The 22,016-nt window shown below is 39.7% G+C and carries 34 protein-coding genes; 27 read left to right on the top strand and 7 right to left on the bottom strand.

Annotated features, from left to right (window positions below):
• Position 1 precedes the first annotated feature (1 nt).
• The 3 genes from BLHYD_RS10110 (at position 2) to gpmI (ending at position 3,808) form a co-directional block, all read left to right on the top strand.
• Positions 2–649: an ABC-2 transporter permease gene (locus BLHYD_RS10110; protein ID WP_005948540.1), complete on the top strand. Its 648-nt coding sequence runs from the start codon at positions 2–4 to the stop codon at positions 647–649.
• A 127-nt stretch (positions 650–776) separates the two neighbouring features.
• A complete protein-coding gene (locus BLHYD_RS10105; protein ID WP_005948541.1) occupies positions 777–2,075 on the top strand; it encodes a homoserine dehydrogenase in 1,299 nt (432 codons plus the stop codon).
• Positions 2,076–2,266: 191 nt separating this feature from the next.
• A complete protein-coding gene (gene gpmI, locus BLHYD_RS10100; RefSeq protein WP_040350556.1) occupies positions 2,267–3,808 on the top strand; it encodes a 2,3-bisphosphoglycerate-independent phosphoglycerate mutase in 1,542 nt (513 codons plus the stop codon).
• A 669-nt stretch (positions 3,809–4,477) separates the two neighbouring features.
• Here the strand turns inward: gpmI and BLHYD_RS10095 are convergent.
• The 6 genes from BLHYD_RS10095 to BLHYD_RS10070 form a co-directional block, all read right to left on the bottom strand.
• Complete coding sequence (locus BLHYD_RS10095; protein ID WP_081447134.1) at positions 4,478–5,701, bottom strand: tyrosine-type recombinase/integrase; 1,224 nt, start codon at positions 5,699–5,701, stop codon at positions 4,478–4,480.
• Between the two features lie 513 nt (positions 5,702–6,214).
• Complete coding sequence (locus BLHYD_RS10090) at positions 6,215–6,877, bottom strand: DUF4352 domain-containing protein (RefSeq protein WP_005948553.1); 663 nt, start codon at positions 6,875–6,877, stop codon at positions 6,215–6,217.
• Between the two features lie 54 nt (positions 6,878–6,931).
• A complete protein-coding gene (locus BLHYD_RS10085) occupies positions 6,932–7,426 on the bottom strand; it encodes a hypothetical protein (RefSeq protein ID WP_040350557.1) in 495 nt (164 codons plus the stop codon).
• Positions 7,360–7,662: a hypothetical protein gene (locus tag BLHYD_RS10080; RefSeq protein WP_005948557.1), complete on the bottom strand. Its 303-nt coding sequence runs from the start codon at positions 7,660–7,662 to the stop codon at positions 7,360–7,362. The genes BLHYD_RS10085 and BLHYD_RS10080 overlap by 67 nt, the downstream gene beginning before the upstream one ends.
• Before the next feature lie 19 nt (positions 7,663–7,681).
• Entirely contained in the window at positions 7,682–7,978 is a 297-nt protein-coding gene (locus BLHYD_RS10075) for an ImmA/IrrE family metallo-endopeptidase (RefSeq protein WP_242648393.1), read from the bottom strand.
• 137 nt (positions 7,979–8,115) lie between these two features.
• Positions 8,116–8,949, bottom strand: coding sequence for a helix-turn-helix domain-containing protein (locus BLHYD_RS10070; RefSeq protein WP_005948560.1), 834 nt, complete (start codon positions 8,947–8,949; stop codon positions 8,116–8,118).
• 184 nt (positions 8,950–9,133) lie between these two features.
• Here BLHYD_RS10070 and BLHYD_RS10065 point away from each other — a divergent pair, with 184 nt between their 5' ends.
• Positions 9,134–9,325 carry a helix-turn-helix domain-containing protein gene (locus tag BLHYD_RS10065; RefSeq protein WP_005948562.1) on the top strand — a complete coding sequence of 64 codons (192 nt, stop codon included), beginning with the start codon at positions 9,134–9,136 and terminating at the stop codon, positions 9,323–9,325.
• 110 nt (positions 9,326–9,435) lie between these two features.
• On the opposite strand, the gene BLHYD_RS10060 is transcribed toward BLHYD_RS10065, so the two are convergent.
• Positions 9,436–9,747, bottom strand: a complete 312-nt coding sequence (locus BLHYD_RS10060) for a kinetochore Spc7 family protein (RefSeq protein WP_005948564.1) — start codon at positions 9,745–9,747, stop codon at positions 9,436–9,438.
• Positions 9,748–10,045: 298 nt separating this feature from the next.
• Here BLHYD_RS10060 and BLHYD_RS10055 point away from each other — a divergent pair, with 298 nt between their 5' ends.
• From BLHYD_RS10055 to BLHYD_RS09945, 23 genes are all read left to right on the top strand, one after another.
• Entirely contained in the window at positions 10,046–10,201 is a 156-nt protein-coding gene (locus BLHYD_RS10055; RefSeq protein WP_155799552.1) for a hypothetical protein, read from the top strand.
• Between the two features lie 223 nt (positions 10,202–10,424).
• Complete coding sequence (locus tag BLHYD_RS10050) at positions 10,425–10,622, top strand: hypothetical protein (RefSeq protein ID WP_055163702.1); 198 nt, start codon at positions 10,425–10,427, stop codon at positions 10,620–10,622.
• Between the two features lie 69 nt (positions 10,623–10,691).
• Positions 10,692–10,838 carry a hypothetical protein gene (locus BLHYD_RS10045; RefSeq protein WP_021845490.1) on the top strand — a complete coding sequence of 49 codons (147 nt, stop codon included), beginning with the start codon at positions 10,692–10,694 and terminating at the stop codon, positions 10,836–10,838.
• Complete coding sequence (locus BLHYD_RS10040) at positions 10,825–11,028, top strand: hypothetical protein (protein ID WP_021845491.1); 204 nt, start codon at positions 10,825–10,827, stop codon at positions 11,026–11,028. The genes BLHYD_RS10045 and BLHYD_RS10040 overlap by 14 nt, the downstream gene beginning before the upstream one ends.
• A complete protein-coding gene (locus BLHYD_RS10035; protein WP_021845492.1) occupies positions 11,028–11,219 on the top strand; it encodes a hypothetical protein in 192 nt (63 codons plus the stop codon). The genes BLHYD_RS10040 and BLHYD_RS10035 overlap by 1 nt, the downstream gene beginning before the upstream one ends.
• A 168-nt stretch (positions 11,220–11,387) precedes the next feature.
• Positions 11,388–12,029, top strand: coding sequence for an ATP-binding protein (locus BLHYD_RS10030; protein WP_021845493.1), 642 nt, complete (start codon positions 11,388–11,390; stop codon positions 12,027–12,029).
• The gene (locus BLHYD_RS10025; RefSeq protein WP_005948567.1) at positions 12,029–12,628 is read left to right on the top strand and encodes a hypothetical protein; all 600 of its coding nucleotides are present in this window, start codon (positions 12,029–12,031) and stop codon (positions 12,626–12,628) included. The genes BLHYD_RS10030 and BLHYD_RS10025 overlap by 1 nt, the downstream gene beginning before the upstream one ends.
• Positions 12,629–12,639: 11 nt before the next feature.
• Positions 12,640–13,158 (top strand): ERCC4 domain-containing protein, encoded by a 519-nt coding sequence (locus BLHYD_RS10020; RefSeq protein WP_040350559.1) that lies wholly within the window; start codon positions 12,640–12,642, stop codon positions 13,156–13,158.
• A complete protein-coding gene (locus tag BLHYD_RS10015) occupies positions 13,155–13,640 on the top strand; it encodes a CHC2 zinc finger domain-containing protein (RefSeq protein ID WP_005948570.1) in 486 nt (161 codons plus the stop codon). The genes BLHYD_RS10020 and BLHYD_RS10015 overlap by 4 nt, the downstream gene beginning before the upstream one ends.
• Before the next feature lie 19 nt (positions 13,641–13,659).
• Positions 13,660–15,525 carry a DUF927 domain-containing protein gene (locus BLHYD_RS10010; protein WP_005948572.1) on the top strand — a complete coding sequence of 622 codons (1,866 nt, stop codon included), beginning with the start codon at positions 13,660–13,662 and terminating at the stop codon, positions 15,523–15,525.
• Positions 15,526–15,747: 222 nt separating this feature from the next.
• On the top strand, positions 15,748–15,978 hold the full coding sequence (locus tag BLHYD_RS10005) for a hypothetical protein (protein ID WP_155799553.1): 231 nt from the start codon (positions 15,748–15,750) through the stop codon (positions 15,976–15,978).
• Positions 15,979–15,994: 16 nt separating this feature from the next.
• Positions 15,995–16,282, top strand: a complete 288-nt coding sequence (locus BLHYD_RS10000) for a DUF5405 family protein (protein ID WP_260785095.1) — start codon at positions 15,995–15,997, stop codon at positions 16,280–16,282.
• Between the two features lie 6 nt (positions 16,283–16,288).
• Complete coding sequence (locus BLHYD_RS09995; protein ID WP_005953646.1) at positions 16,289–16,672, top strand: hypothetical protein; 384 nt, start codon at positions 16,289–16,291, stop codon at positions 16,670–16,672.
• A 10-nt stretch (positions 16,673–16,682) separates the two neighbouring features.
• Positions 16,683–17,006 carry a nucleoside triphosphate pyrophosphohydrolase family protein gene (locus tag BLHYD_RS09990; RefSeq protein ID WP_260785097.1) on the top strand — a complete coding sequence of 108 codons (324 nt, stop codon included), beginning with the start codon at positions 16,683–16,685 and terminating at the stop codon, positions 17,004–17,006.
• Positions 17,007–17,177: 171 nt separating this feature from the next.
• A complete protein-coding gene (locus BLHYD_RS09985; RefSeq protein ID WP_155799554.1) occupies positions 17,178–17,537 on the top strand; it encodes a hypothetical protein in 360 nt (119 codons plus the stop codon).
• Between the two features lie 139 nt (positions 17,538–17,676).
• Positions 17,677–17,931 carry a Lar family restriction alleviation protein gene (locus tag BLHYD_RS09980; protein WP_005948581.1) on the top strand — a complete coding sequence of 85 codons (255 nt, stop codon included), beginning with the start codon at positions 17,677–17,679 and terminating at the stop codon, positions 17,929–17,931.
• The gene (locus BLHYD_RS09975) at positions 17,924–18,133 is read left to right on the top strand and encodes a hypothetical protein (RefSeq protein ID WP_005948583.1); all 210 of its coding nucleotides are present in this window, start codon (positions 17,924–17,926) and stop codon (positions 18,131–18,133) included. Before BLHYD_RS09980 ends, BLHYD_RS09975 begins: the two co-directional genes overlap by 8 nt.
• Positions 18,126–18,413 (top strand): hypothetical protein, encoded by a 288-nt coding sequence (locus BLHYD_RS09970; RefSeq protein WP_005948584.1) that lies wholly within the window; start codon positions 18,126–18,128, stop codon positions 18,411–18,413. Before BLHYD_RS09975 ends, BLHYD_RS09970 begins: the two co-directional genes overlap by 8 nt.
• Positions 18,410–18,598 (top strand): hypothetical protein, encoded by a 189-nt coding sequence (locus BLHYD_RS09965; RefSeq protein WP_005948586.1) that lies wholly within the window; start codon positions 18,410–18,412, stop codon positions 18,596–18,598. Before BLHYD_RS09970 ends, BLHYD_RS09965 begins: the two co-directional genes overlap by 4 nt.
• A 97-nt stretch (positions 18,599–18,695) precedes the next feature.
• Entirely contained in the window at positions 18,696–18,989 is a 294-nt protein-coding gene (locus BLHYD_RS09960) for a hypothetical protein (RefSeq protein WP_005948588.1), read from the top strand.
• Between the two features lie 762 nt (positions 18,990–19,751).
• Entirely contained in the window at positions 19,752–20,138 is a 387-nt protein-coding gene (locus tag BLHYD_RS09955) for a terminase small subunit (RefSeq protein WP_005948593.1), read from the top strand.
• Positions 20,138–20,839 carry an NUMOD3 domain-containing DNA-binding protein gene (locus BLHYD_RS09950; protein ID WP_005948595.1) on the top strand — a complete coding sequence of 234 codons (702 nt, stop codon included), beginning with the start codon at positions 20,138–20,140 and terminating at the stop codon, positions 20,837–20,839. Before BLHYD_RS09955 ends, BLHYD_RS09950 begins: the two co-directional genes overlap by 1 nt.
• The gene (locus tag BLHYD_RS09945; RefSeq protein ID WP_005948597.1) at positions 20,829–22,016 is read left to right on the top strand and encodes a PBSX family phage terminase large subunit; all 1,188 of its coding nucleotides are present in this window, start codon (positions 20,829–20,831) and stop codon (positions 22,014–22,016) included. The genes BLHYD_RS09950 and BLHYD_RS09945 overlap by 11 nt, the downstream gene beginning before the upstream one ends.

Below are 22,016 nucleotides of genomic sequence, written 5' to 3'. Positions count from 1 at the left end.
AATGAGAGGTTTGCTGAGAAATAATATCTATTCCATGGAAAGTAATATAAAAATGTCTGTTGGTATATCGTTGGTTTTGATGGCTGTGGCATGGCTGGCAAGAGAACGGGTGGTATCCATGGTACTCGCGATGCAGATTTTCGTATTTATCGCGAATATGGGTACGTCTTTGCAGGTGGATGAGAATTCCCGCTGGGCAAAATTTGAGCTTACCCTTCCGGTGAGACGCAGTGCGATCATCGAGGCGAAATATCTGTCCTTTCTCTTCCTGATACTTTTGGGAATCCTCGTGAGTATTCCCACCTGTGCAGGGCTTGTGCTGATGGGACGGGAGTCTTATTTGTCTCAAATCATGTACGGGTATGAATTTGGAATATCACTGGCAGTTATTACGATTGCTCTGATCTATCCGCCGCTGCTGAAGCTGGGAGCCGAAAAAAGTGAGCTGCTGCTCTGCCTTGGAGCGGTGGGAGCAATTGTTCTCATGGGCGTTGTCAGTATCGCGGTATTCATTATGGAGACATTTATGATAAAAAATCCTGAACCGGGTTATTCTTTGGCAGGGGTTCCGACGGTGGTGTTTGGATTTGGATTGCTGGCGCTTTCCTTTCTGGTATCCAGAAAGATATATGAAAAAAAGGAGTTTTAAGTTACTGTAAATGGAAAATGACGATGATACGGGCAGAAAGTCTGAGACAGACAGATTCTCCCTTGACAAACGGGTAAGCCTCGCCTAAGATTAATTTTATCATGCAGTGTACGAAAGGAGAGGGAGAATGGTACAGAAGAAAGTATTAAAGGTGGCTTTGCTGGGACTTGGGACTGTAGGAACAGGGGTCTATAAGGTGCTGAGAAATCAGGAGACTGAGATGATGCACAAGCTTGGCTGCGAAGTAAAAATAGTGAAAATTCTGGTTCGTAATCTGGAGAAAGCCGCAAAAAAAGTGGAGGATTCTTCGATTCTGACCAATGACTGGGAGAGCATCGTGAGCGATCCGCAGATTGATTTAGTGATTGAGCTGATGGGAGGTTTGTCGCCGGCGAAAGAATACATTACCCAGGCTTTGGAGGCGGGCAAGCATGTGGTGACAGCAAACAAGGATTTAGTTGCTGTGGCCGGAAAGGAGCTTCTCGACACGGCACAGGAGCATAAAGTAGATTTTCTGTTTGAAGCGGCAGTCGCCGGAGGAATTCCTATTATTCGTCCATTAAAACAGTGTCTTGCCGGGAACCATATTACAGAGGTCATGGGAATTGTAAACGGTACTACAAATTTCATTCTCACGAAAATGACCCAGGAGGGAATGGAATTCCAGGAGGCGCTGGATTTAGCTACGGAACTAGGGTATGCAGAGGCAGATCCTACAGCAGACATCGAAGGATTGGATGCAGGGCGCAAAGTTGCAATTTTAGCTTCCGTGGCCTTTCACTCCAGGGTAGTCTTCGGGGATGTTGCAATAGAGGGCATCACGAAAATCACTGCTACAGATATTCGCTATGCGAAAGAAATGGGATGTACCATTAAACTTTTAGGTGTAACGCGAAATACGGAAGATGGTATTGAGGCATACGTAAATCCGATGCTGATTCCCAGTGACCATCCGTTGGCCTCTGTCAATGACTCCTACAACGCGGTATTTGTCCATGGGGATGCAGTGGAGGATGCGATGTTTTTTGGAAGAGGAGCTGGAGAACTGCCGACGGCCAGTGCTGTGGTTGGAGATGTGTTTGATATTGCAAGAAATATTCAGTTTAATTGCTGTACAAGAATCAGCTGTACCTGTTACAAAGACTTTCCGATCAAAAAGATGGAAGATACCTACAATAGCTATTATCTGAGACTTCAGGCTGAGGACCGCTGTGGCGTGCTTGCAGAGCTGACTAAAATATTTGCGGAAAATCAGGTGAGTATCTCTGAAATTGTTCAGAAAAAGACACGATCCAACGGATTAGCAGAGATCGTGGTTATCACTTCACGGGTGAGAGAAGGGGATTTCCAAACAGCAGTGAAATTCATCAGAGAACTGAAAAGAGTTGAGAAGATTTCCGCTCTTCTTCGAGTATATCAAAAATAGAGAAAGAGTAGTTTTCTGAACGGGTGAAATTTGTCTGAAATAGCAGACTGCTGTGAGCTAAGTGAACGTAACAGTCGTAGAAAACACAGACTTTCTTGGTGATTTTGACAGTTGAGAATTTGAGTGATTTTGTTTATAATATGAGCAGGCAAAATGAGGAAAAGACTACAAAAAGGAGATCAGAGAACGTTATGAGCAAAAAACCAACCGTATTGATGATTCTGGATGGATATGGATTGAATGATAAATGTGAGGCAAATGCTGTGTGCGAAGGCAAGACGCCGATTATGGATCAGCTGATGTCTCAGTGCCCGTTTGTAAAAGGAGCTGCCAGCGGAATGGCGGTGGGACTTCCAGAGGGACAGATGGGAAACTCTGAGGTAGGTCATTTGAATATGGGAGCTGGCCGTATTGTATATCAGGAGCTCACTCGGATTACCAAAGAAATTCAGGATGGGGATTTCTATAAAAATGAAGCGCTTCTTGTAGCCGTGAAGAATGCAAAAGAGCGTAATTCTGCGATTCATTTCATGGGTCTTCTCTCAGATGGCGGTGTCCACAGTCATAATACCCATTTGTATGCTCTGCTGGAATTGGCGAAGAGAGAAGGACTGACCAAGGTTTATGTGCACTGTTTCCTAGATGGCCGGGATACGCCTCCTGCTTCAGGAAAAGGGTATATCGAGGAACTACAGGCAAAGATAAAGGAGATCGGAGTAGGCGAAATTGGAGTAGTGTCTGGGCGTTACTACGCGATGGACCGTGATAACCGCTGGGACCGCGTAGAGATGGCCTATAGAGCGCTGACGAAGGGAGAAGGGGTCTTAGGAAGCGACGCGGCAGAGGCGGTTCAGGCATCCTATGACGATGAGAAGACGGATGAGTTTGTGCTTCCCACAGTTATTGAAAAACATGGAAAGCCTGTGACTGTGATTCAGGATGGTGACTCTGTAGTGTTCTTTAACTTCCGTCCAGACCGTGCCCGAGAGATCACGAGAGCATTCTGTGCAGATGAATTTGACGGATTTGAGAGAGAAAAGAGGCTGGATTTGACCTATGTTTGCTTCACGGAGTACGATGAGACGATACCAAATAAAGTAGTAGCGTTTCATAAGGTAGCTATCACCAATACTTTTGGAGAATTTTTGGCAGCTCATAATCTGAAACAGGCAAGAATTGCTGAGACTGAGAAGTATGCTCACGTTACGTTTTTCTTCAATGGAGGAGTAGAAGAACCCAATGAAGGGGAAGAACGTATTTTGGTGAAATCTCCCAAGGTGGCTACTTACGATTTAAAGCCAGAGATGAGTGCTTATGAGGTTTGTGACAAGCTAGTGGAGGCAATTCGCTCTCAGAAATATGATGTGATTATTATCAACTTTGCAAACCCAGACATGGTGGGACACACTGGAGTGGAAGCAGCGGCGATCAAAGCAATTGAAGCTGTCGATGAATGCGTCGGCAGAACAGTAGAGGCGATCAAGGAAGTGAATGGACAGATGTTCATCTGTGCAGACCATGGAAATGCAGAACAGCTGATTGATTATGAGACAGGAGAGCCTTTTACTGCTCATACGACGAATCCAGTGCCGTTTATTCTGGTAAATGCGGATCCTTCTTATACCTTGCGCGAGGGTGGATGCTTGGCTGACATCGCACCGACTCTCATCGAATTGATGGGACTGGAACAGCCAAAGGAGATGACAGGAAGATCTCTGTTGATAAGAAAATAGAAAAATGGATGTGTAATGCCGCTTGTCGGACTTATCGCGGAACAAAGTGGGCAAGCCCACTTCCACTTCCCAATCTCCTCAATCTTTGAGGGGTGCGTCCCACTTTGCGCGCCGCCACAACACCGCAAAGTGGGACGCACATCTATAACGGAAAGTTTGTGTAATAGGAAAGACCTTGTCACGCTAATGCGTGACAAGGTCTTTCCTATTACACAAAAAATAAGAGTCATTCGATGAATCCTTCGAATGACTCTTATTAATGTTGTTCTTGAATGTCCATTGGACGATACCTACACTTTCTCAAAATCTTTTGATTCAATTACGTTTCTGGTGGTCTGTACCTCTCTTTCTTTAGATTATGAGATAAATCGTTATGTTTTCGGTGGTCTCTCCTCCTTGTTTTTTATTTATTTATTGAAATGAGTATAGCAAATAATTTTGGTCTTGTCAATAAATAATTATAAAATAACTATAAAAAAATAATAAAAACTGTTTTGTTAGATAAAAATAATAAATTATCTGAAATAAATATAAAATATGTGAAGTAACATGAAAAGATAAAATAGAGGTTAGTTTTGGTGAGCTTGAGAAAATGTTAAAAAAATATTAATTTCTATATACTTTAAAAAAAGCTTTTAATTACAAGGAAAACGGCGCAAACCCTTGATTTTACGCCATTTTCTTGTCTTGAATTATTTCGAATATTTGTTCTTTTTGACTTGATTTTAAGGTTCCATTTTCGACGCATTTTAGACACGGAATTTTCTCGATTTCTTTTCGGAGATCTTCTAGTGCCCTATGTCCGTATACTTCATTTGTGACATCCATAAATTTGTGTCCCAACATTCTTTTTCGGTCATTTTCTTTGACCTCATATTTTTCGCAGAGAGATGAAAAAGTGTGTCGGCAGTCATGAGGTGTATGTTCTCCGATGCCTATTGATTTGATATAGGGTTTCATAAGTTCTCGGAATTTAACATCGGACAAAGGCATTATTTCGCCGTATTTCCTTATTCGTTTTTTGACGATCGGATAAATGGCTGAATGTATAGGGACGATTCGGTCTTTGCTTGTCTTTGTTTTCAAGCCGCCCGAAAAAAAACATTTTTTTAGATCAGTTTTTATAACTTTCAGCTCCCCGATACGATACCCTGAATAGCACATAATTAGGAGTACCTGAGAAATATCGCTGTCTTGATGACTCCATAGACGTTCTATGTCTCGTATGCTAAACGGAACCCCGTGCTCATCATCGTCTGGAATATTGATGCGCAGCAGCTCTGTAGGATTTTTTTCTACAAAGTTTTGAGCCAAAGCGTATTTAAACATCTGCTTAAGAAGGGATACTATCAGTTCCAGGCTGGCGTGCTTAAGCGCAGAACCGTCTACAATGCGTTGTAACTGTTCATATGTAATGTTTCCTATCTTTTCATTATGGATGGCTCTACAGTTATTATAAGCAGCTCTAGTAGACCTTTTAGATTGATCGGAATATTGCTTTTTTCCTTCATATTTCCAGGTATAGTATTTTTCATATAGCTGAGTAAAAGTCATAACACCTTTGTCTTCTTGGGTTGGACGTACTGCTATAGTGTAATCTGCAAGGATTCGTTTAGTAAACCCATGTAAGTCCCCATCATCCATGGCACGCATGATTTCCAGCTCTTTTTCTAGCCCTGGTTTATAAGTACCAGCCTTGTAAGCCATCAGAACCGAGAAACCTACATACCAATCAGATACATAGCATAGAGCTTTGGGGGTTACTGGTTTCCCATCTTCGCCGAAGTCTTTCACAGGTGGGTGTACTGCGTAAGCGACATTACGGTTTCCAGATAGTTTGCGGATACTGCCAAAACCATTAGGGAGATTTGGGTGTTTTTTCCTTTTTGCCATAAAATCATCCTCCTTTTGGGTATAAAAATAACAGCCAGCGCGAACGAGTGTTCCGCTTGCGGGGGCTGTCCGAAGATGATACAATATTACCGACCAAAGTAATAGCATATCTTCGGATATGTGGCCGCTCCTGTTGGCGCAGGGGCGGTTTTTACGTTTGACAAATAATTTACTTTGACATATAATATACTTAACAAGACAGCCGACAGGTAGGTGCAAGCTACCCGTTCCGGCGAATTAAAACGAACTTAGTAAGCCGTCCTATCCGACCAAGATACAGGGCGGCTTACTTATTTTTCAAATTTAGAATAGCAACAACAAGCAATGCGAATGTAAGTAAAATTTGCATTTCCTCATATGTACTCATAAGTATTTCCCCTTTCCGCAAGACTCGGAACGGGAACCAGCACGCCCCTCGGCTGCCCGGGTAAGTATATTATATTGTCAAAGTGCTGCCCCTACGGTTGGAATGTAGGGGCGCAATAATATTCAATTAAGTATATGTATAGATGCTTATTTATTAATGACAAATTTTATGTCATTTGCTGACCAAAAATCTGGTGAAACATTAATTTCAAAGTTTGAATAACTCACCGGAACTTGATAAGCGATCACTCCATTCATTTTCTTTCCGGCAGCAACACTTCCATCGAGTTGATTTTTGCCTTCTATTTCAGGAGCTTGTAATCCAAGTAAGTCTTGATTTAGAGAATAATCATCACAATATGCTTCAAAATTTGCGACAGAACTTATATTGATATCTGAGCTAGAATTATTAACAATTTCAAATTCAAGAAGTAAAAAAATGTTTCCTTCGTCTGGGGTTACATATTCACTCCCCTGTGATTCAGTTGCTGATATAAGTGTGACTTGAATATCTTTTTGTTCTGCTGTTTCGCCTACGCTAAATTCAGTTTTTTCTTCTTTCTCTGGTTCTTCTGTATTTTGTGTTTCTTTATTTGTTGAGTTTTCTGTGTTTTTTGGTTCCGTTGTTTCCACTTTTTTAGGAGTGTCATCCCCACCGGCAGCAGCTCCAATAATTGCAATTACAATTACTATAATTATAATCCATTTCAGCTTTCCACCTTGTTTTTTTCGACAATTAGGACACACTTTTGCATCAGCAGGTATTTCAGACTTGCAATGTTTACATAATTTTGTTTTTTTCTTTTCCATAATTTTCCTCCTAAAGGTAATATTTATTAAAACGCAGTAGCGGTTTAATTTATTTCAATATCTATTAAGGTTTGCTACTTTGATAAAATATTTTGCTGCATTTACAATATCCTTTTCAAATTCTAATGTTTCTTGAGAAGGATTGTACTTTCTCTTTTTAGGATTTCTTTTTATTTTATCTTGTAATTCTCTTATTCGTTTATTAAAGTTTGGATTATTCTTATTGCCGTATTTATGACCTAATTCGGTATACAATATAGCTTTTTCGTATTCATGATTGCTTTCATATAGTCTCGAGAATTTCATATATACATTCAGAGGCATATATGAAATAAATTTTTGCATAAATTCAGGAGTGATATAATCTATTGATTCTTCAAATTTTTGCAATGCTTTTTCACGAAATAGTGCACCTTTTGTTTCATAAGCGAGAGCACATGCAAATTTATCAATAGGATTTTCAGAGTCTTCATATAGTTGTATTAATATTTCCCACAGCACGTATCTTGGTTTATATTTGATTGGCTCATTTTCATTCGCAAATCCCATTGACCGTAATTCGATAGGATATTTTTTTTAACCACTTTTATAACATGTTTTATCGTATCAATTTCATGTTCTGAAAAGTTATTTAAATCATAACGATTATCATCTGTAACTATACTCTTCTCAGGATTTTGATACCATTTCATATCAGAGAAATATGTAGGCGCAGTATTTTTCACTTTTGCTGCCTTTGATCTTTCTGTTTTTAAAGAATTTAAAAATTTTCGTATCAATTCCATAATTATTCCATATCACCTATTATAATTGTTTGAATTTCATAATCATTTCATTATATCCAGCTAGGATAGCAATTTGAGTTTTACTATATCCTGGATTTTCTAATATTAAAGAATCTGGAATAAGTAATTCCGCAGCAAAAATGTTGGCTTCTTTTTCTATTTTAGCTGTTGATAGAAAAGTTTTGTTTCTAATAAAATAACAATTTTCTTTCTGGTGTAATACAGCGTGTCCTAGTTCATGAGCCATCACCATTTCTTTTTCAGGACTTTCAAGACTCGAATCTAAGAAAATGTATCTATGCTTTTTCAAGTACATATAGCATCCTTCACAACTAATATTTCCAAATTGGTATAGTATTCCAAGGTTATCAGCTATCTGAAAAGGATTTCTAGTTCCGAATCTCTTTACATAGTAAGCAACTAAGCACTTTATGTTTCTACTCACCATATCACCTACTTTTTATTTTTGTTTGGATTGTATTTTTCCTTGTTTATTAACTTTAAGCGTTTTAGCGCAATTTCTAATTCTTCTCTGAACAAATCGGTAGATTCTTTAGATAAATTTTCACCATTGTAAGCAGCTGGACCATATTCTTTAGATGTAAGTTTGTACATTATGGAATCAATATCCTTAGCAATATCTCGATTATCTTTCTTGGTTAATATCATATTTTTGTGTGATACATAATATATACTTCCAAAACTGATACCCGGTTTAATTCCATATTTTTTAACCAAAGCATTGTATAAATCATCTGGAATATTTTTTTTATAGGAATCGTTACCAAGCATCATAGCAACATAATCATCGAACATAACATGTTCTAAAGAAAAATTGTTTGCATTGACACTTCTTGAAAATAGGCACCTAAATATTTCAAGCTGAGCCTTATAACGTTCTTCAAATGTTAGTGTATTATCATCTCTAAGATTTCTATTTTCAGCTTTTATTCTTTCGTTTTCTATAGAGTTACAATATAGTACTCCAAATTTTTTTGTTGCTGCTTCCCACTTTAAATGTTCTTGCTTATGATAACTAATATCTTCGATGTCACTTTCATCATATTCAATTCCACATTTGGGGCAACGAATAATTTTTGAATTTCCAGATAGATACTCGACAGATACATTTAGGAATTTAGCGATTTTAATAAGTTTTTCCGTATTTGGCTTGCTCTTACCCTTTTTCCATTCGCTAAATACAGTTGAATTTATTCCAGTTTCTCTTGTTATGTCTGCGGGTTTGAGCCCTCTCTCAGCTAGTAGTCTGGCAAAAATTTCATACATTTAGTATACCTCCAAATATCTAGGAAATTCTAAAAAAATGCTTGACAATATCGGAAATCCTAGATATACTTAGAGCATGAATTAGGAAATCCTAGAATTTTAAATAAATATGTTTTGTGGTGATTCATATTATATAGGATTTTCTAACTAAAAGCAATAGAAAATTTAGGAAAGGAGGAAATTCATGTTTTCTTACAAAAAATATGAGGAATTATTGTCTAAAAACAATATAACTTCATACAAAGTTGCCAAGGACACAAAACTGTATTCAGCACTATTTTCAGAATGGAAAGTAGGCAAAAGTTGTCCCAAAATAGATAAGATTAAAATTCTTGCCGATTATTTTGGAGTATCTATTGAGTATTTCTTAGAGTGAGGAAAGGAGGAAATATGAAGAAAGAAAAGAAACCGCCAAAGATAACGGTTTCAGATGTGGGATTGGTAATGTCAATTATTACTCTGTTATTTGTACTTTCAGGGATATTTTTAAAATAATCCCAAGCGTCCACACAATTCAAGAAGAAAAGCAAGAAAAGCTATTACAACAGAAATCCAACCTTTAATATCAGCTTTTTGAGATTGTTTAGAAGCAATTTCAGATTGGATTTTTGCGGAATCAGCAATTTTCATGGAAGAATTAGCTAATCGCTCAGCAGAATCAGCTTTTTGCTCAGCGGAATCAGCAATTCTTTTTACGGAATTCATAAATTCTTTCTTTTGCTGCTGTTCTTCCTTAAAATTTTCAATTTCAATTTGAGAATGGTATGAATCGAGTGGATTTGATGGTATGAATCTCATGTTTTTTCTCCTTTTTGATAACAGTATAGGAAAAAATCAGGAGAAAAGCAAGATAAGGAGGCGGAAATGTACATACCAGAATTTGCCCTTGGATTTATCGCAGGGGCGGTAGTAGGAATCACGACATTAATCGTAATAGCACTTATCGCAAATAAAAGAGATAAGTAAAAAGCCCCGGCAGTGCTGGAACCACTACCGAGGCAACGCAACCAACTAACCTGTCTAGCTGTTTGCAAGATTATACTAACATATTTTCCTGCAAATGGCAAGAACAAATGTTCTAAAATTGGAGGAAAAGATGAAAAAAGAAGAAATCAAGACATGGAAAGAAGCAGAAGGATGGGCAGTAGAGGTTATCAGCCAAGAAAAAAGGAAGACAAGGAGATGGTTTATTGCATGGATTTTGACCTTGGCAGCATTGTTCGTGTCCAACCTAATATGGATATTTACATAGGAGGTGAAACATCTGAGACCAATTATACGGAGTGCAGAGCAGGCGGCTTATATCTTACAGATTCCCCCTCAGGCATTTCGGGAGCAGACAAAAAGGGGGAAAAATGTTTACAGCAGAGTAGCAAATACAAGCAAAAAGCGCAGGATTTACGAATTTTTCCCGTATGTTGCAGCGGAAGAATTAAAAGTACCGCTAGAAATATTGGAAAAGAGGAACCAAGAGTATGAAAAAGCTATTGAAGGACCCCGCTAGGGATATGGCGATCACGGGCCTGTTGGCATACCTGATTACCTGCTCAGGATTTTTTGAGTTTGGCCGGGTATCTCAAACAATCTGTACTTTTCTAGGGATGGCCTTGGTGATTTTGATCGTAGTGATCTGGTTGGAAAGTAAAAATGAGCCTCAGGGCAGCACCCCATAAGGCTCTAAATAAAAAAATACAGGTAAAAATACCTGTCTTTATCATAAAAGAAAGAGAGGGAAATGTCAAATGATTAAAGTAGATTACGAAGATTTCATTCGATTAATCAAAGCAGAAGAGAAACTGGAAATCATTAAAAGAATGACGGATAAAGATGAATGCATTCTTTCAAAAACATTGAAAAAGATTATTGGAGAATCAGATGAAAACGAATAATCCAGTATTCGATGCGGAAAGGCACGAACAGACGGACCGGGATTTTATTCTTTGTGATCTTTGCGAACAGCCCATATACCGGGAGGACAGCTTTTACAATGGCGACATGGTGTATGAGATCAATGGGCTGTCGGTCTGCGAAGACTGTATTGGCGATTATATACGATCACTAGGAAAGGAGCTGAGTTGATGGATAATACAGAACGAATTTCCAGGCTGTATGATCTGATGGATGAGCAGCTTTCAGAAATTAATGATAATCCAGTTTATGAGCAGTATCGCAGCCGGTCAATTTCAAATTATGCGCAAGCAATAAAAACGTTGATGGAGGTGGACAAAAATGAGCGACAGGTGGGAAATACATATTCCTGCAAGAAATAGAGAACGTTTGCCAAAGGGATGCTAGGCAGTCGTTAGAGTTTCCGCAGAAGCGTACAATGCGCTTATTGACATTTACAACGAGTCAACTCTTTCCATGAAGGAAATCGCAACGATTTTGATTTTGGAAACGGCGGACAAAGTAGTATATGACAAAGGAGAGGAAGATCAGTGTCAAAAGTAATCTGCATTGCAGGGGAATCTGGTTCCGGCAAAACAACGAGTATGCGGAATTTAGACCCCAAAACGACGTTGTACATAGACTGTGATAAAAAGGGGCTGTCGTGGAAGGGATGGAAGCAGCAGTATAACACAGAAAACAAGAATTATATCAAGACAGATTTTGTACAGCAAGTGCTTATTGCATTAAAAAAGCTGGAAACAGACTGGAAGGATAAAAAAGTAGTTGTTATTGATACTCTTAACGGGCTTATGATAGCGGACGAAATGCGTCGGAGTAAGGAAAAAGGGTATGACAAATGGGTTGATCTAGCCGCTTGTGTCTGGGATTTAGTATGCTATGCCTATGAATTACGAGACGATCTGACAGTAATTTTTACAGCCCATACCCAGACAGACCATGACGAAGCAGGCTATATGTTTACTCGCATTAAAACATCCGGGAAGAAGCTGGACAAGATTGTGCTGGAAAGTAAGTTTACTACGGTACTTCTGTCAAAGTGTGTGGATGGGAAATACCTTTTTGAGACCCAGGCGAAGAATAGCACGGCCAAGAGTCCCCTAGGAGCTTTCGAAAGTTTTGAAATTGAAAATGATATTGTAAAAGTAATTGAAGCATTGGAGGAATTTTAATGGAAAAATTAAATGGATATGACAAAGCACAGGCGTATTCCGAACAGGAGAAACTTCCGGTAGGAGGTTACATTCTGAAAATCTTAGACGTAAAATACCAAAAAAATGACTGGGGCAAAGTAATCATTTTATCTTTCGATATCGAAGAAGGTGAATACAAAGGATTTTTCGCAGCCAATTATAAGGCGCAAACGCAGGAAGATAAAAAGTGGAAGGGTACATACAGACTCCGTGTTCCAAAGGACGATGGTTCGGAACAAGATAATTGGAAAATGAGACGATTCAAAACGGTTATGCTGAATTTTGAAGATTCTAATCCGGGCTACCGTTGGAATTGGGAAGAATGGACATTGAAGGGAAAATTTATTGGAGCTTTGTTTAACAACAAAGAATATGAATTTGACGGCAGGCATGGGTTCTTTACAAACTGCCACAGTCTGGTAACAGTAGAAAAAATCCGTTCCGGCAAGTTTACGATTCCGGAAGATACTCTTTTGAAAGAAAAGAGAGACAACGGATATCCAACAGGAAGTACCCCTGGCATAGATGGATTTATGAATATCCCAGACGGAATTGATGAAGAACTGCCGTTTAATTGAGAGGAATGAAAATGACACCATTTGATTTGGAAAAATGCCTGGACAGTATGGTGCTTCTGGTTGATACAAGAGAGCAGCCGACAGAACGGTTAAAAAGGAGAATAGAACAGACAGGGCTGCCTTATGAGCGGAAAAAGTTGGAACAAGGGGATTATTCTTGCAAATGTACTTTGCCGGACGGGGAGGAATTAGACCTCTCCGGCAAGGTGGCAATCGAAAGGAAGATGAACCTGGATGAACTGTGTTTATGCTTTGGAAAGGAGCGGAAGCGTTTTGAAAGAGAGTTTGAACGTGCCAGGGAGTCCGGGTGTAGGATTTACCTTTTGGTGGAAGGCGGGAACTGGGAGAAAGCTTACAACGGCAAATACCGGAGTCTCTACAATGCGAAAGCCCTGGTTGCCAGTATTGACGCTTTTCGGGCAAGGTATGGTATGCAGTTAGACTTCTGCAAAGAGGAGACGACGGGAAGGTTAATCAGAGACATTCTGTACAGGGAGTTGAAAGAGCATTTACAAGGGTTAGAAAAATGACTAAAGAAGAAATAAAAGAAAGATATTCTATGCGGGAAATTATAGCCAGATACGGATTATATCCGAATCGGTCAGGATTTATTTCCTGTCCTTTCCATAAAGGAGACAGAGAAGCGTCCATGAAGATCTATGATAAGGATTTTCATTGTTTTGGTTGCGGGGCCAATGGAGATATTTTTTCGTTTGTTCAGCGGATGGAAGATATTTCTTTTCGGGAAGCGTTCCAGTCTCTTGGAGGGACTTATCAAAGCCCCACATTTTCTTCTCAGCTTGCAATATACCGGGCAAAAAAAAGACAGGAAATGAGACAAAAGAAGAAAGAACGAGAAGCACAAGAGCGCCTACTCAATATCAAAAAAATAGGAGCATTCCAAGAACAACTGAAAAAGTTGCAACCATTAAGTGAGGAATGGTGCGAGTGTTACAATGCCCTGCAATATCAACTCTACGTACATGGAGAGTTGAACGGAATACCGTATTGAAAGAAAAGAGGTGAGGCCCATGGTTCCATTGAACCAACTGACGAAAGAAACCATACTAAAAGCCGATATTCTGGAAGAGGTATTCGATCAAGAAGATGAACTATACCGAGCGGAATTATTAGCATCTTTAGGGCTGCGGGCAAAAGAATTAGGGTGCAAGACGGAATTTTCTGAAATGGTGAAAGCTTGCAAAAGAGTAGAACGGGAAATGAAAAAGAAAAAAATGCGGATTTGCACTCTGGAGAATTGGACGAACTTTTCCGACAGCCCATATGAACAGATGCAGTGCCGTGGGTGGATTGCGACAGATGAGAAAATATACAAAGAAAATCCTTTTGGATATACGGACATTTTGGCTTGCTACCATCCTATTTTACCCTTGGAACGAATGAAAAACCTGGAAACTGGGGAAGAACAAATAAAACTAGTGTATAAGCGCAATGGACGCTGGAGCGAAATGATTGTCCCTAAGACTATGATTACATCCGCAAATAAAATCGTGTCTCTTTCAGGGCGCGGGATTTCCGTCACATCGGAAAATGCCAAGTATCTGGTCCAGTATTTAGCTGACGTGGAGAATGCCAACGAAGATTATATAAAAGTCCAGTATTCTAGCAGTAAGTTGGGGTGGATAAAAGATGATTTTTTACCGTATGATACAGAAATCATCTTTGATGGAGACACACGATTCAGGCAGCTTTTTGAAAGCATTGAGGAACACGGAAGCCGGGAAAAATGGTTTAATCATGTCAAGCAGCTTCGCAGATCTGGCCGTATGGAGATCAAATTTATGCTGGCAGCGTCATTTGCGAGTGTTCTCATTTATTTGCTCGGTGGACTGCCATTTTTTGTAGACCTGTGGGGAGAAACAGAAGGAGGAAAATCCGTAACACTGATGTTAGCCGCATCAGTCTGGGCAAATCCAGATGAAAGCCGGTATATTGGAGATTTTAAGACTACAGATGTGGCTCTGGAAGCGAAAGCGGATATGCTGAACCATTTACCGATGATTTTAGATGATACCAGCAAAACGTCTGCCAGAATCCGGGATAACTTTGAGGGAATTGTGTATGACCTTTGCTCAGGGAAAGGGAAAAGCAGGTCAAACAAAGAGCTTGGGATTAACCGGGAAAACCGATGGAAAAACTGCATCCTAACCAATGGAGAGCGCCCTCTTAACAGCTATGTCAATCAAGGAGGGGCAATCAACCGGATACTGGAAATAGAATGCGGCGAAAAAATATATGATAACCCGCAGCAAACCGCAAATTTGCTAAAACAAAATTACGGCTTTGCTGGGAAAGCGTTTGTGGAACTGATAAGAAAAATCGGCATTGAAAAAATACGAGAAATGCAAAAAGAAATCCAACTCCAGCTATTTGATGATGACAAGATGCAAAAGCAGGCTATTTCTCTGTCGATTGTACTTGTGGCAGACAAGATTATTACGGAACAGCTTTTTAAAGATCAGCAGTATTTGTCTGTCAATGAAGCGAAAGCGGTCCTAGTAGACCGAAACGAGTTATCAGACAATGAAAGGGCTTACCGTTATATTCTGGACAAAGTATCCATGAACGATCAGAGGTTTGACACAGATACCAAATGTGAAAAATGGGGCATGATCGAAAATGGATATGCAATCATCTATAATTCAGCCTTTGACGATCTGTGCAGAATGGGCGGTTTCTCCAAAAAATCTTTTTTGTCATGGGCAGACAGAAAATCATTGATTCAGACTCAAGCCGGAAAGCTGACAAAAGTAAAGAAAATTAATGGGCAATCCTGCCGGTGTGTCTGGATAAAGATGGATGATGGAATTCAAGTGGATAAAGATGGGTTTATGACGGTTGATGAAGACACACAGATGGAGCTTCCGTTTCGATAAGGGTTACACGTTACACCGGTTACATGAAATTTTCGCCCTATATATAAAATAAAAAAATGAAATCATTTCTTTTGTTTTTGTCCTATATAGAGAAATAGGGTGTAACTGTGTAACCAAAGAATAAGAAGCATGAAAAATACAGTAAAAACAAGGGATTTTAAGGGCACACAAAAAGTGTTACCAAAAAAAGAAAATGGTAACTTGTGTATCTTAGGAGGACAGATGGCAGGTGTAAATAAACAGGACATCCCATTAGAAGCCAGGTTTATGACAGAATTTTGGGATATGGTAAAGAAATTTTGGATTCCAGAGGATGCAGATGAGTACTGGAAAGGGCTAAGTGATTACGCGAATCGGCTTTATGAAAAATATCCCACAGACTTTTGCAAGGGGCAAATCGTAGCATACGCAAAATATCTTAATGAAAAATATCAAAAATTGAAAAAAGAATAAGACAAGAGGTGAGCATGTGAGAATCATCATTGATGAGAAATACTTTATTGAAACGGACCGGTTAAATTATATTTTGAAAGAGAAATGTATAGCAAAGAAGAGTGGAAAAGAGATATATCGTACAGTTGGGTATTATGGCAGTATGACAGCTTTGGCGGAAAGATATCTGGAAGAGCGACAAAAAGCGATTATGGACGATTCTACGGTTAATCTGGATGAATATGTAAAATTGGTTGAGGAAAGCAATCAAAAGGCTGTATCGAGCTTATACGATGTTTTACGGCTATATCCGATGAAAGGGTGAAATACTATGAATAAAATGCGGGAATATGAACGAGGGCGGGAAGATGGACTGTCTCTTGGATTGCGGATTGTAAGAGAAGGCGGACTGGAAGCCCTGGAAAATGAAATCCGGTTCCGGAACATTTCTGGAATACATACTTCTTTGGCCGCGAAAGATCTGGACAAAGCCAGTGAGAAGATCAAGGAAATGACTCTGGATACCTTTACCATCATTGGAATTGCGGCATTGCATGATGCGTTCGGCTTTGGAGAAAAACGCTGCCAAAGATGGATGGACAAGGTGATGGAGGGCGCGGATTACCTGGTGGATGGTCTGGCAACTTGGGAAGATTATATTAACAGCATTAAGGAAAGGCTGAATCTGGATTTGCAGATTCGATGGAATAAGTAAGGAGAGGGCAATGATTGAGATTGAAAACATGATTGATGAACGGCAGCAGAAGCTTCGCCAGATCGCAGACCACTACCAGGAAAAGCAGCTTTGGAAGCTGGCAGAGGAGTGCGGCGAGCTGGTCCAGGCATTGAGTAAGCATGCATTGACAGGAGACAAGCGTCCAGTGATCGAAGAGATCGCGGACGTAAAGAATGTGGCTCCGCAGGTGGAATATTTGCTAGGGATTGAGGATGATGTGGAGCCGATGATGGAGTATAAGCTTGACCGGACGATCAAAGAAGCAGAAGAGCAGCAGAAGCATGGAATAAACGAGCAGGAGAGGACGGTGTAGAAAAATGATAAAGCGAAACGGTTATATGGTATTCACAGCAGACGATGAAGAACCCGATTGCGGTAGGTGCGATAATTGCGATTCAGATAGTGAGTATTATTGTGTTCATTCATGTGGTCCTGAACATGGCTGGAATGGATATGAGAGAACAGAAAAGGACGGTGCAGAAGAATGACAGAGAAAGAAGCGATACAGCAATTAGAATTTGACCGAGAGATGATACTTTTTGACCCAACAACAGGTGAAAACATGACTCTTGAAGTTGTAAAGGCATTGAACAAAGATAATTACTTCACCTATCTTGCAGACGGAATAGCAATCTTGGCACTCAAAGAAATCCAGCAGTACCGGGAGATCGGAACCGTGGAAGAGTGCCGGGAGGCGAGAGAGCGTCAGAATCCGGAAAAAGTAATAGATATATGTGGAGCATTGGGTGAAAAATATGGGTGTCCTGAGTGTGGTAGTAGTTTGGACGATACAGATTTATTCGCAGGAAATTGTAAATGGTGTGGGCAGAAACTTTGCAAATGAGAGATTAGAATGAGGAAGAAAGAAAAGGTAATGTGAATGAGCAGAGAAATTTTATTTAAGGCAAAGCGCAAGAACTGGCGTGAGTTGCCGAAAGAGGGAAATGCGATAGACAACACAGAGATATTACAGGAGGTGTGAGATGGGAGAAATCAGATTGGAGCCTTGCCCGATATGTGGGAAAGAAGTTTTTTCAGAATTTAAGCATATAGGGAGAAATTGTTTAACAGAAATATATGACCTCAGAGTTAGGTGCAATAACTCGAAATGTGGCTTAGAAAAACATCACAAAATTGAATTGGACAATGAATCATTCGATAGCCTTTTGAAAGAAATAAAACTTGCAGTTGATGGGTGGAACCGCCGGGCAGGACAGGAGGGTGAACAGAATGAGTAGTACGAAAGCAAGAATCTATGATGACTGTCTGGAACACGAAAGCGCTATATGGGAATATGTAGAGCAGTTGGGAGATCAGAGAATTAAGAATTATGAGACTGGGAAAATTGAAGACCTAGATTTGATAATTCCAATTTTGAACAGCATTGCGAATGAGATTGAAAGATACAGGGAGTATATACGGGAGGTCAAGAATGAGTGATGATTTAATCAGCCGGAAAGCGGTTATAGCTGCTGTAGACAGGCACACAAGAGAAGACGGCACTCTTGATGATGATATTTCTGTGATTTTAGAAGAAGTCGAGACAGCTTTTGACAAGGAAAAGGTAATTGAGGAAATAAAGTCATGGGAGAAAGCGTCACATGACGCAGGAATACAAAGCAACTATGCCGGATTAGACAATAAGGCAAGCGGATATTATCAAGAATCACTGGCATATCACAGATCCGTTGAGATCGTCAAGAAAGGCGGGATTGAATGAGCAAAGGAATTATTGTGGTGGATATGCCGGAAAGATGCAACCAATGTAAATTTTGGTTTGCAAAAGCAACCGTACCAATAGAATACAGGTGTATGGGATTGCAAAAAGAAATAACGGAGAAGAATCTTACTGAAGAAAAACCAGATTGGTGCCCGATAAAAGAAGCGCCAATAAAATTAGAATAACTAAGATCGCCGCACAGTATGGTAGATTTTCAGCGAAAAGGATTTGTGAGAGGCTGGAACGCCAGTATTGATGAAATTTTAGGGAAGGAGTAGTCAAATGAGTGTACGTGATACATACTTAAAAGATTACGGACTATCAGAAGAGGATGTGAGAAAGATTATTGCGTATTGCCGCAAAGCAAAAGGCTATGAACAGCGCTTGCTATTAGAGGCAGCGCAGAACACATACCCTGAGATCGCGCCGTATCTCTTCCTGAACCTGACTACCGGTCTTGGTTACGATCGAATGGGTAACATTCCAATGCAGCGTAAGGATTTCCAGGGATACCGCCGGAAGACGATAGAGACGTATAACAGGTATATGATATTGACTGGGAAATGCATGATATAAAAAAAGGCTCCTTAATTGGAGCCTCCTTACATTTTTCCGTTCAATAACGGACAGTTCTCTTTTGTACATTCATTGTTACTACCTGTACATTTTAATCTTCCAGGTATAAAGGATTTCTTTCCTAAATCCGAGGAAACAATCATATCTCTTATGGCAGTAACTTTTATCTTTCGTGTGGGGCAAGTGAATGTTTGCATTTAATCACCTCACAATTAAAAATACTACTTGCATATTTATTATATCATTATACTAAATGAATGTAAATAATAAAATATGGGTACAACGAAACCACCCCACATGCGGTAAAATATAATTAAGAATACTGTGTGTGGGGTGATTTTTTGAATCTGAATAGTATCATGCGAAGGCTACAACGTGCAATTTTGCAGAAGAATCTGGTTATTAAGATAGGCACAACGCAATTTTACAGCGCAGAGCAGAAACGCATGATAACTATATATATCCTCAGTACACGGGTATTGCAGAAGAATCAGCGTGACGAATGGAAAGAAAAGGACTATGAGATACTGCGGAGTGCGTCGCAGATAGAGATTGTGAATTGTTTAAATGATATATGGCAGGCGGTGAGAGAATGAAACAGATAGAATTGAACATAAGAGACAGTAATATAACAAAACTTGGATTTATAAAATGCACAGATTGCGAAGAGCAGGTTATTTGTCCTCATGCATTTTGCCGGGAAGGCTGCCGAACTGCGGAAACATTAAAAGAAATTCACTGGGAAAAAAGGACGGTGGGTAAATGAATCTCACACCAAAGCAGAAAGCCTTTGCGGATGAATACCTGATATGCGGAAACGCGACTGAGGCGGCGAGGAAAGCAGGATATAAGCAACCACATGTTCAAGGTAGCCAGAACTTAGAAAAACTTAGCGTTTCGGCATATATAGCAGAACGCCAGAAACAGATTGATAATTCCCGCATAGCAGATGTAAAAGAGGTGCTAGAGTTTTATTCTTCTGTCCTGCGTGGAGAAATAAAAGACCAGTTTGATATGGACGCAGCTCTTTCTGATAGACTTGCGGCAGGTAGGGAATTAATGAAACGATATGACAAGTCAGACGATGGAAAGAAAGACGCTCTTACGAAGTTGGACGAAGTGTTGAAAGAGATAGGCGGTGTTATCTAATGGGATATACGGTATATAAGCACACAAATAAAATAAATGGAAAGGTATATATCGGTATTACATCCAGAAAACCCGAGGATAGATGGGAGAATGGGAATGGGTATTATGGACAACCGTTCTATAATGCTATATCAAAATATGGGTGGAATAATTTCATTCATGAAATTCTGTTTGAAAAATTAACCGAAGAAGAAGCAAAGGAAAAAGAAATTGAACTTATAGAATTATATAATTCTTCAAATTCAAAGTATGGATACAATGCTTCAAAAGGCGGCGAAAGCGCAAATGGAATGAAACATTCAAAAGAAACCAAACAAAGAATAAGCGCTTCCCTTAAAGGGCGTGAATCTCCTGCAAAAGGTAAACACTGGAACGAAGAAAGCAGAATGAAAATTTCAGGAGAAAATTCATCTTGGTTTGGCAGGAAACATTCAGAAGAAACTAAAGAAAAAATGCGTGAATCATACCGTTATCGAATTACTGATGAATCAAGAAAGAAAATGAGCAAAAACAGGAGAGGAAAACTTTCTGGAAAGGATAATCCTCATGCTAAATGTGTTATTTGCATAAATACCGGAAAAGTATATGACACAATAAAAAGTGCCGCAGAGGATACTGGGGCTAATCAATTTAAAATAAGTGATGTTTGCCGAGGTGCAAGAAAACATACTTCTGGGTTGAGGTTTAAATATGCCGATTAGCAAAATGCAAAGAGAATACCTTGACAATGCAAACAGAAGATGGTGCTTTAAGACTGGAGCGACCCGAAGCGGGAAAACATATATTGATACATTGTGTGTTATTCCTAAACGTATACGTGCAAGAATCGGAAATCCTGGACTTGCTGTAATACTTGGGGTGACAAAATCCACCATAGAGCGTAATATCTTAGAGCCTATGCGGAATATCTGGGGTACCGATCTTGTCGGAGAGATAAACAGTCAGAATATCTGTTATCTTTTCGGGGAACGCGTTTATTGTCTGGGCGCGGAGAAAGTCAGTCAGGTATCAAAACTCCGGGGAAGCTCTATCAAATACGTTTACGGAGACGAGGTTGCAGACTGGAACGAAGAAGTTTTTGAAATGCTTAAATCCCGTCTGGACAAGCCGTATAGTTGCTTTGATGGGGCGCTGAACCCACAAGGCCCTAACCACTGGCTGAAAGAGTTTTTGGATAGTGATTTTGACATCTACTGTCAGAAGTACACGATATTTGATAACCCGTTTTTGGATAAGAAATTTGTCGAAAACCTCTGTAAAGAGTATGAGGGTTCCGTATATTACAAGCGGTATATTCTGGGCGAATGGGCGCTTGCCGAGGGGCTTGTATATCCGATGTTCAGCCGGGAAAAGAACGTTGTCGGCGGAGAAGTGGAATACAAGCGAGGACATCAATACTATGTGTCTATCGACTATGGTACAGTCAATCCATTCGCGGTTGGTATATTCGATTTTGACGGGCGCAGCAGCACAATGATTAAAGAACTGCACTATTCCGGCAGAGATAGGGACAGGCTGGATAATGAGGGATATTACAGCAAGTTGGAAACGCTTATAGGCGATTTGCCGATAGAATATATTGTTGTTGACCCTTCTGCCGCTGGATTTATTGAGACTATCAAAAAATACGGTAAATATATCGTAAAAGGTGCAAACAATGACGTACTGAACGGCATACAGGAAGTAACAAAGTATCTGAATTATGGGATATTGAAAATCCATGATAGCTGTACGGAAACATTAAAAGAGTTCCAACAGTACGCATGGGACGACGATAAACCAAAGGATGAAGTGATAAAAGAAAACGATCACCACATGGATTTGATACGGTATTATATCTGGACGGTGGCAAGGCAGTTGAATAGGTGGATTGTATAG

It is taken from the genome of Blautia hydrogenotrophica DSM 10507 (assembly GCF_034356035.1).
GTDB lineage: Bacteria > Bacillota > Clostridia > Lachnospirales > Lachnospiraceae > Blautia_A > Blautia_A hydrogenotrophica.
Note: the sequence above shows the minus strand (reverse complement) of the source record. Positions and strands in the feature narration are given on the sequence as shown.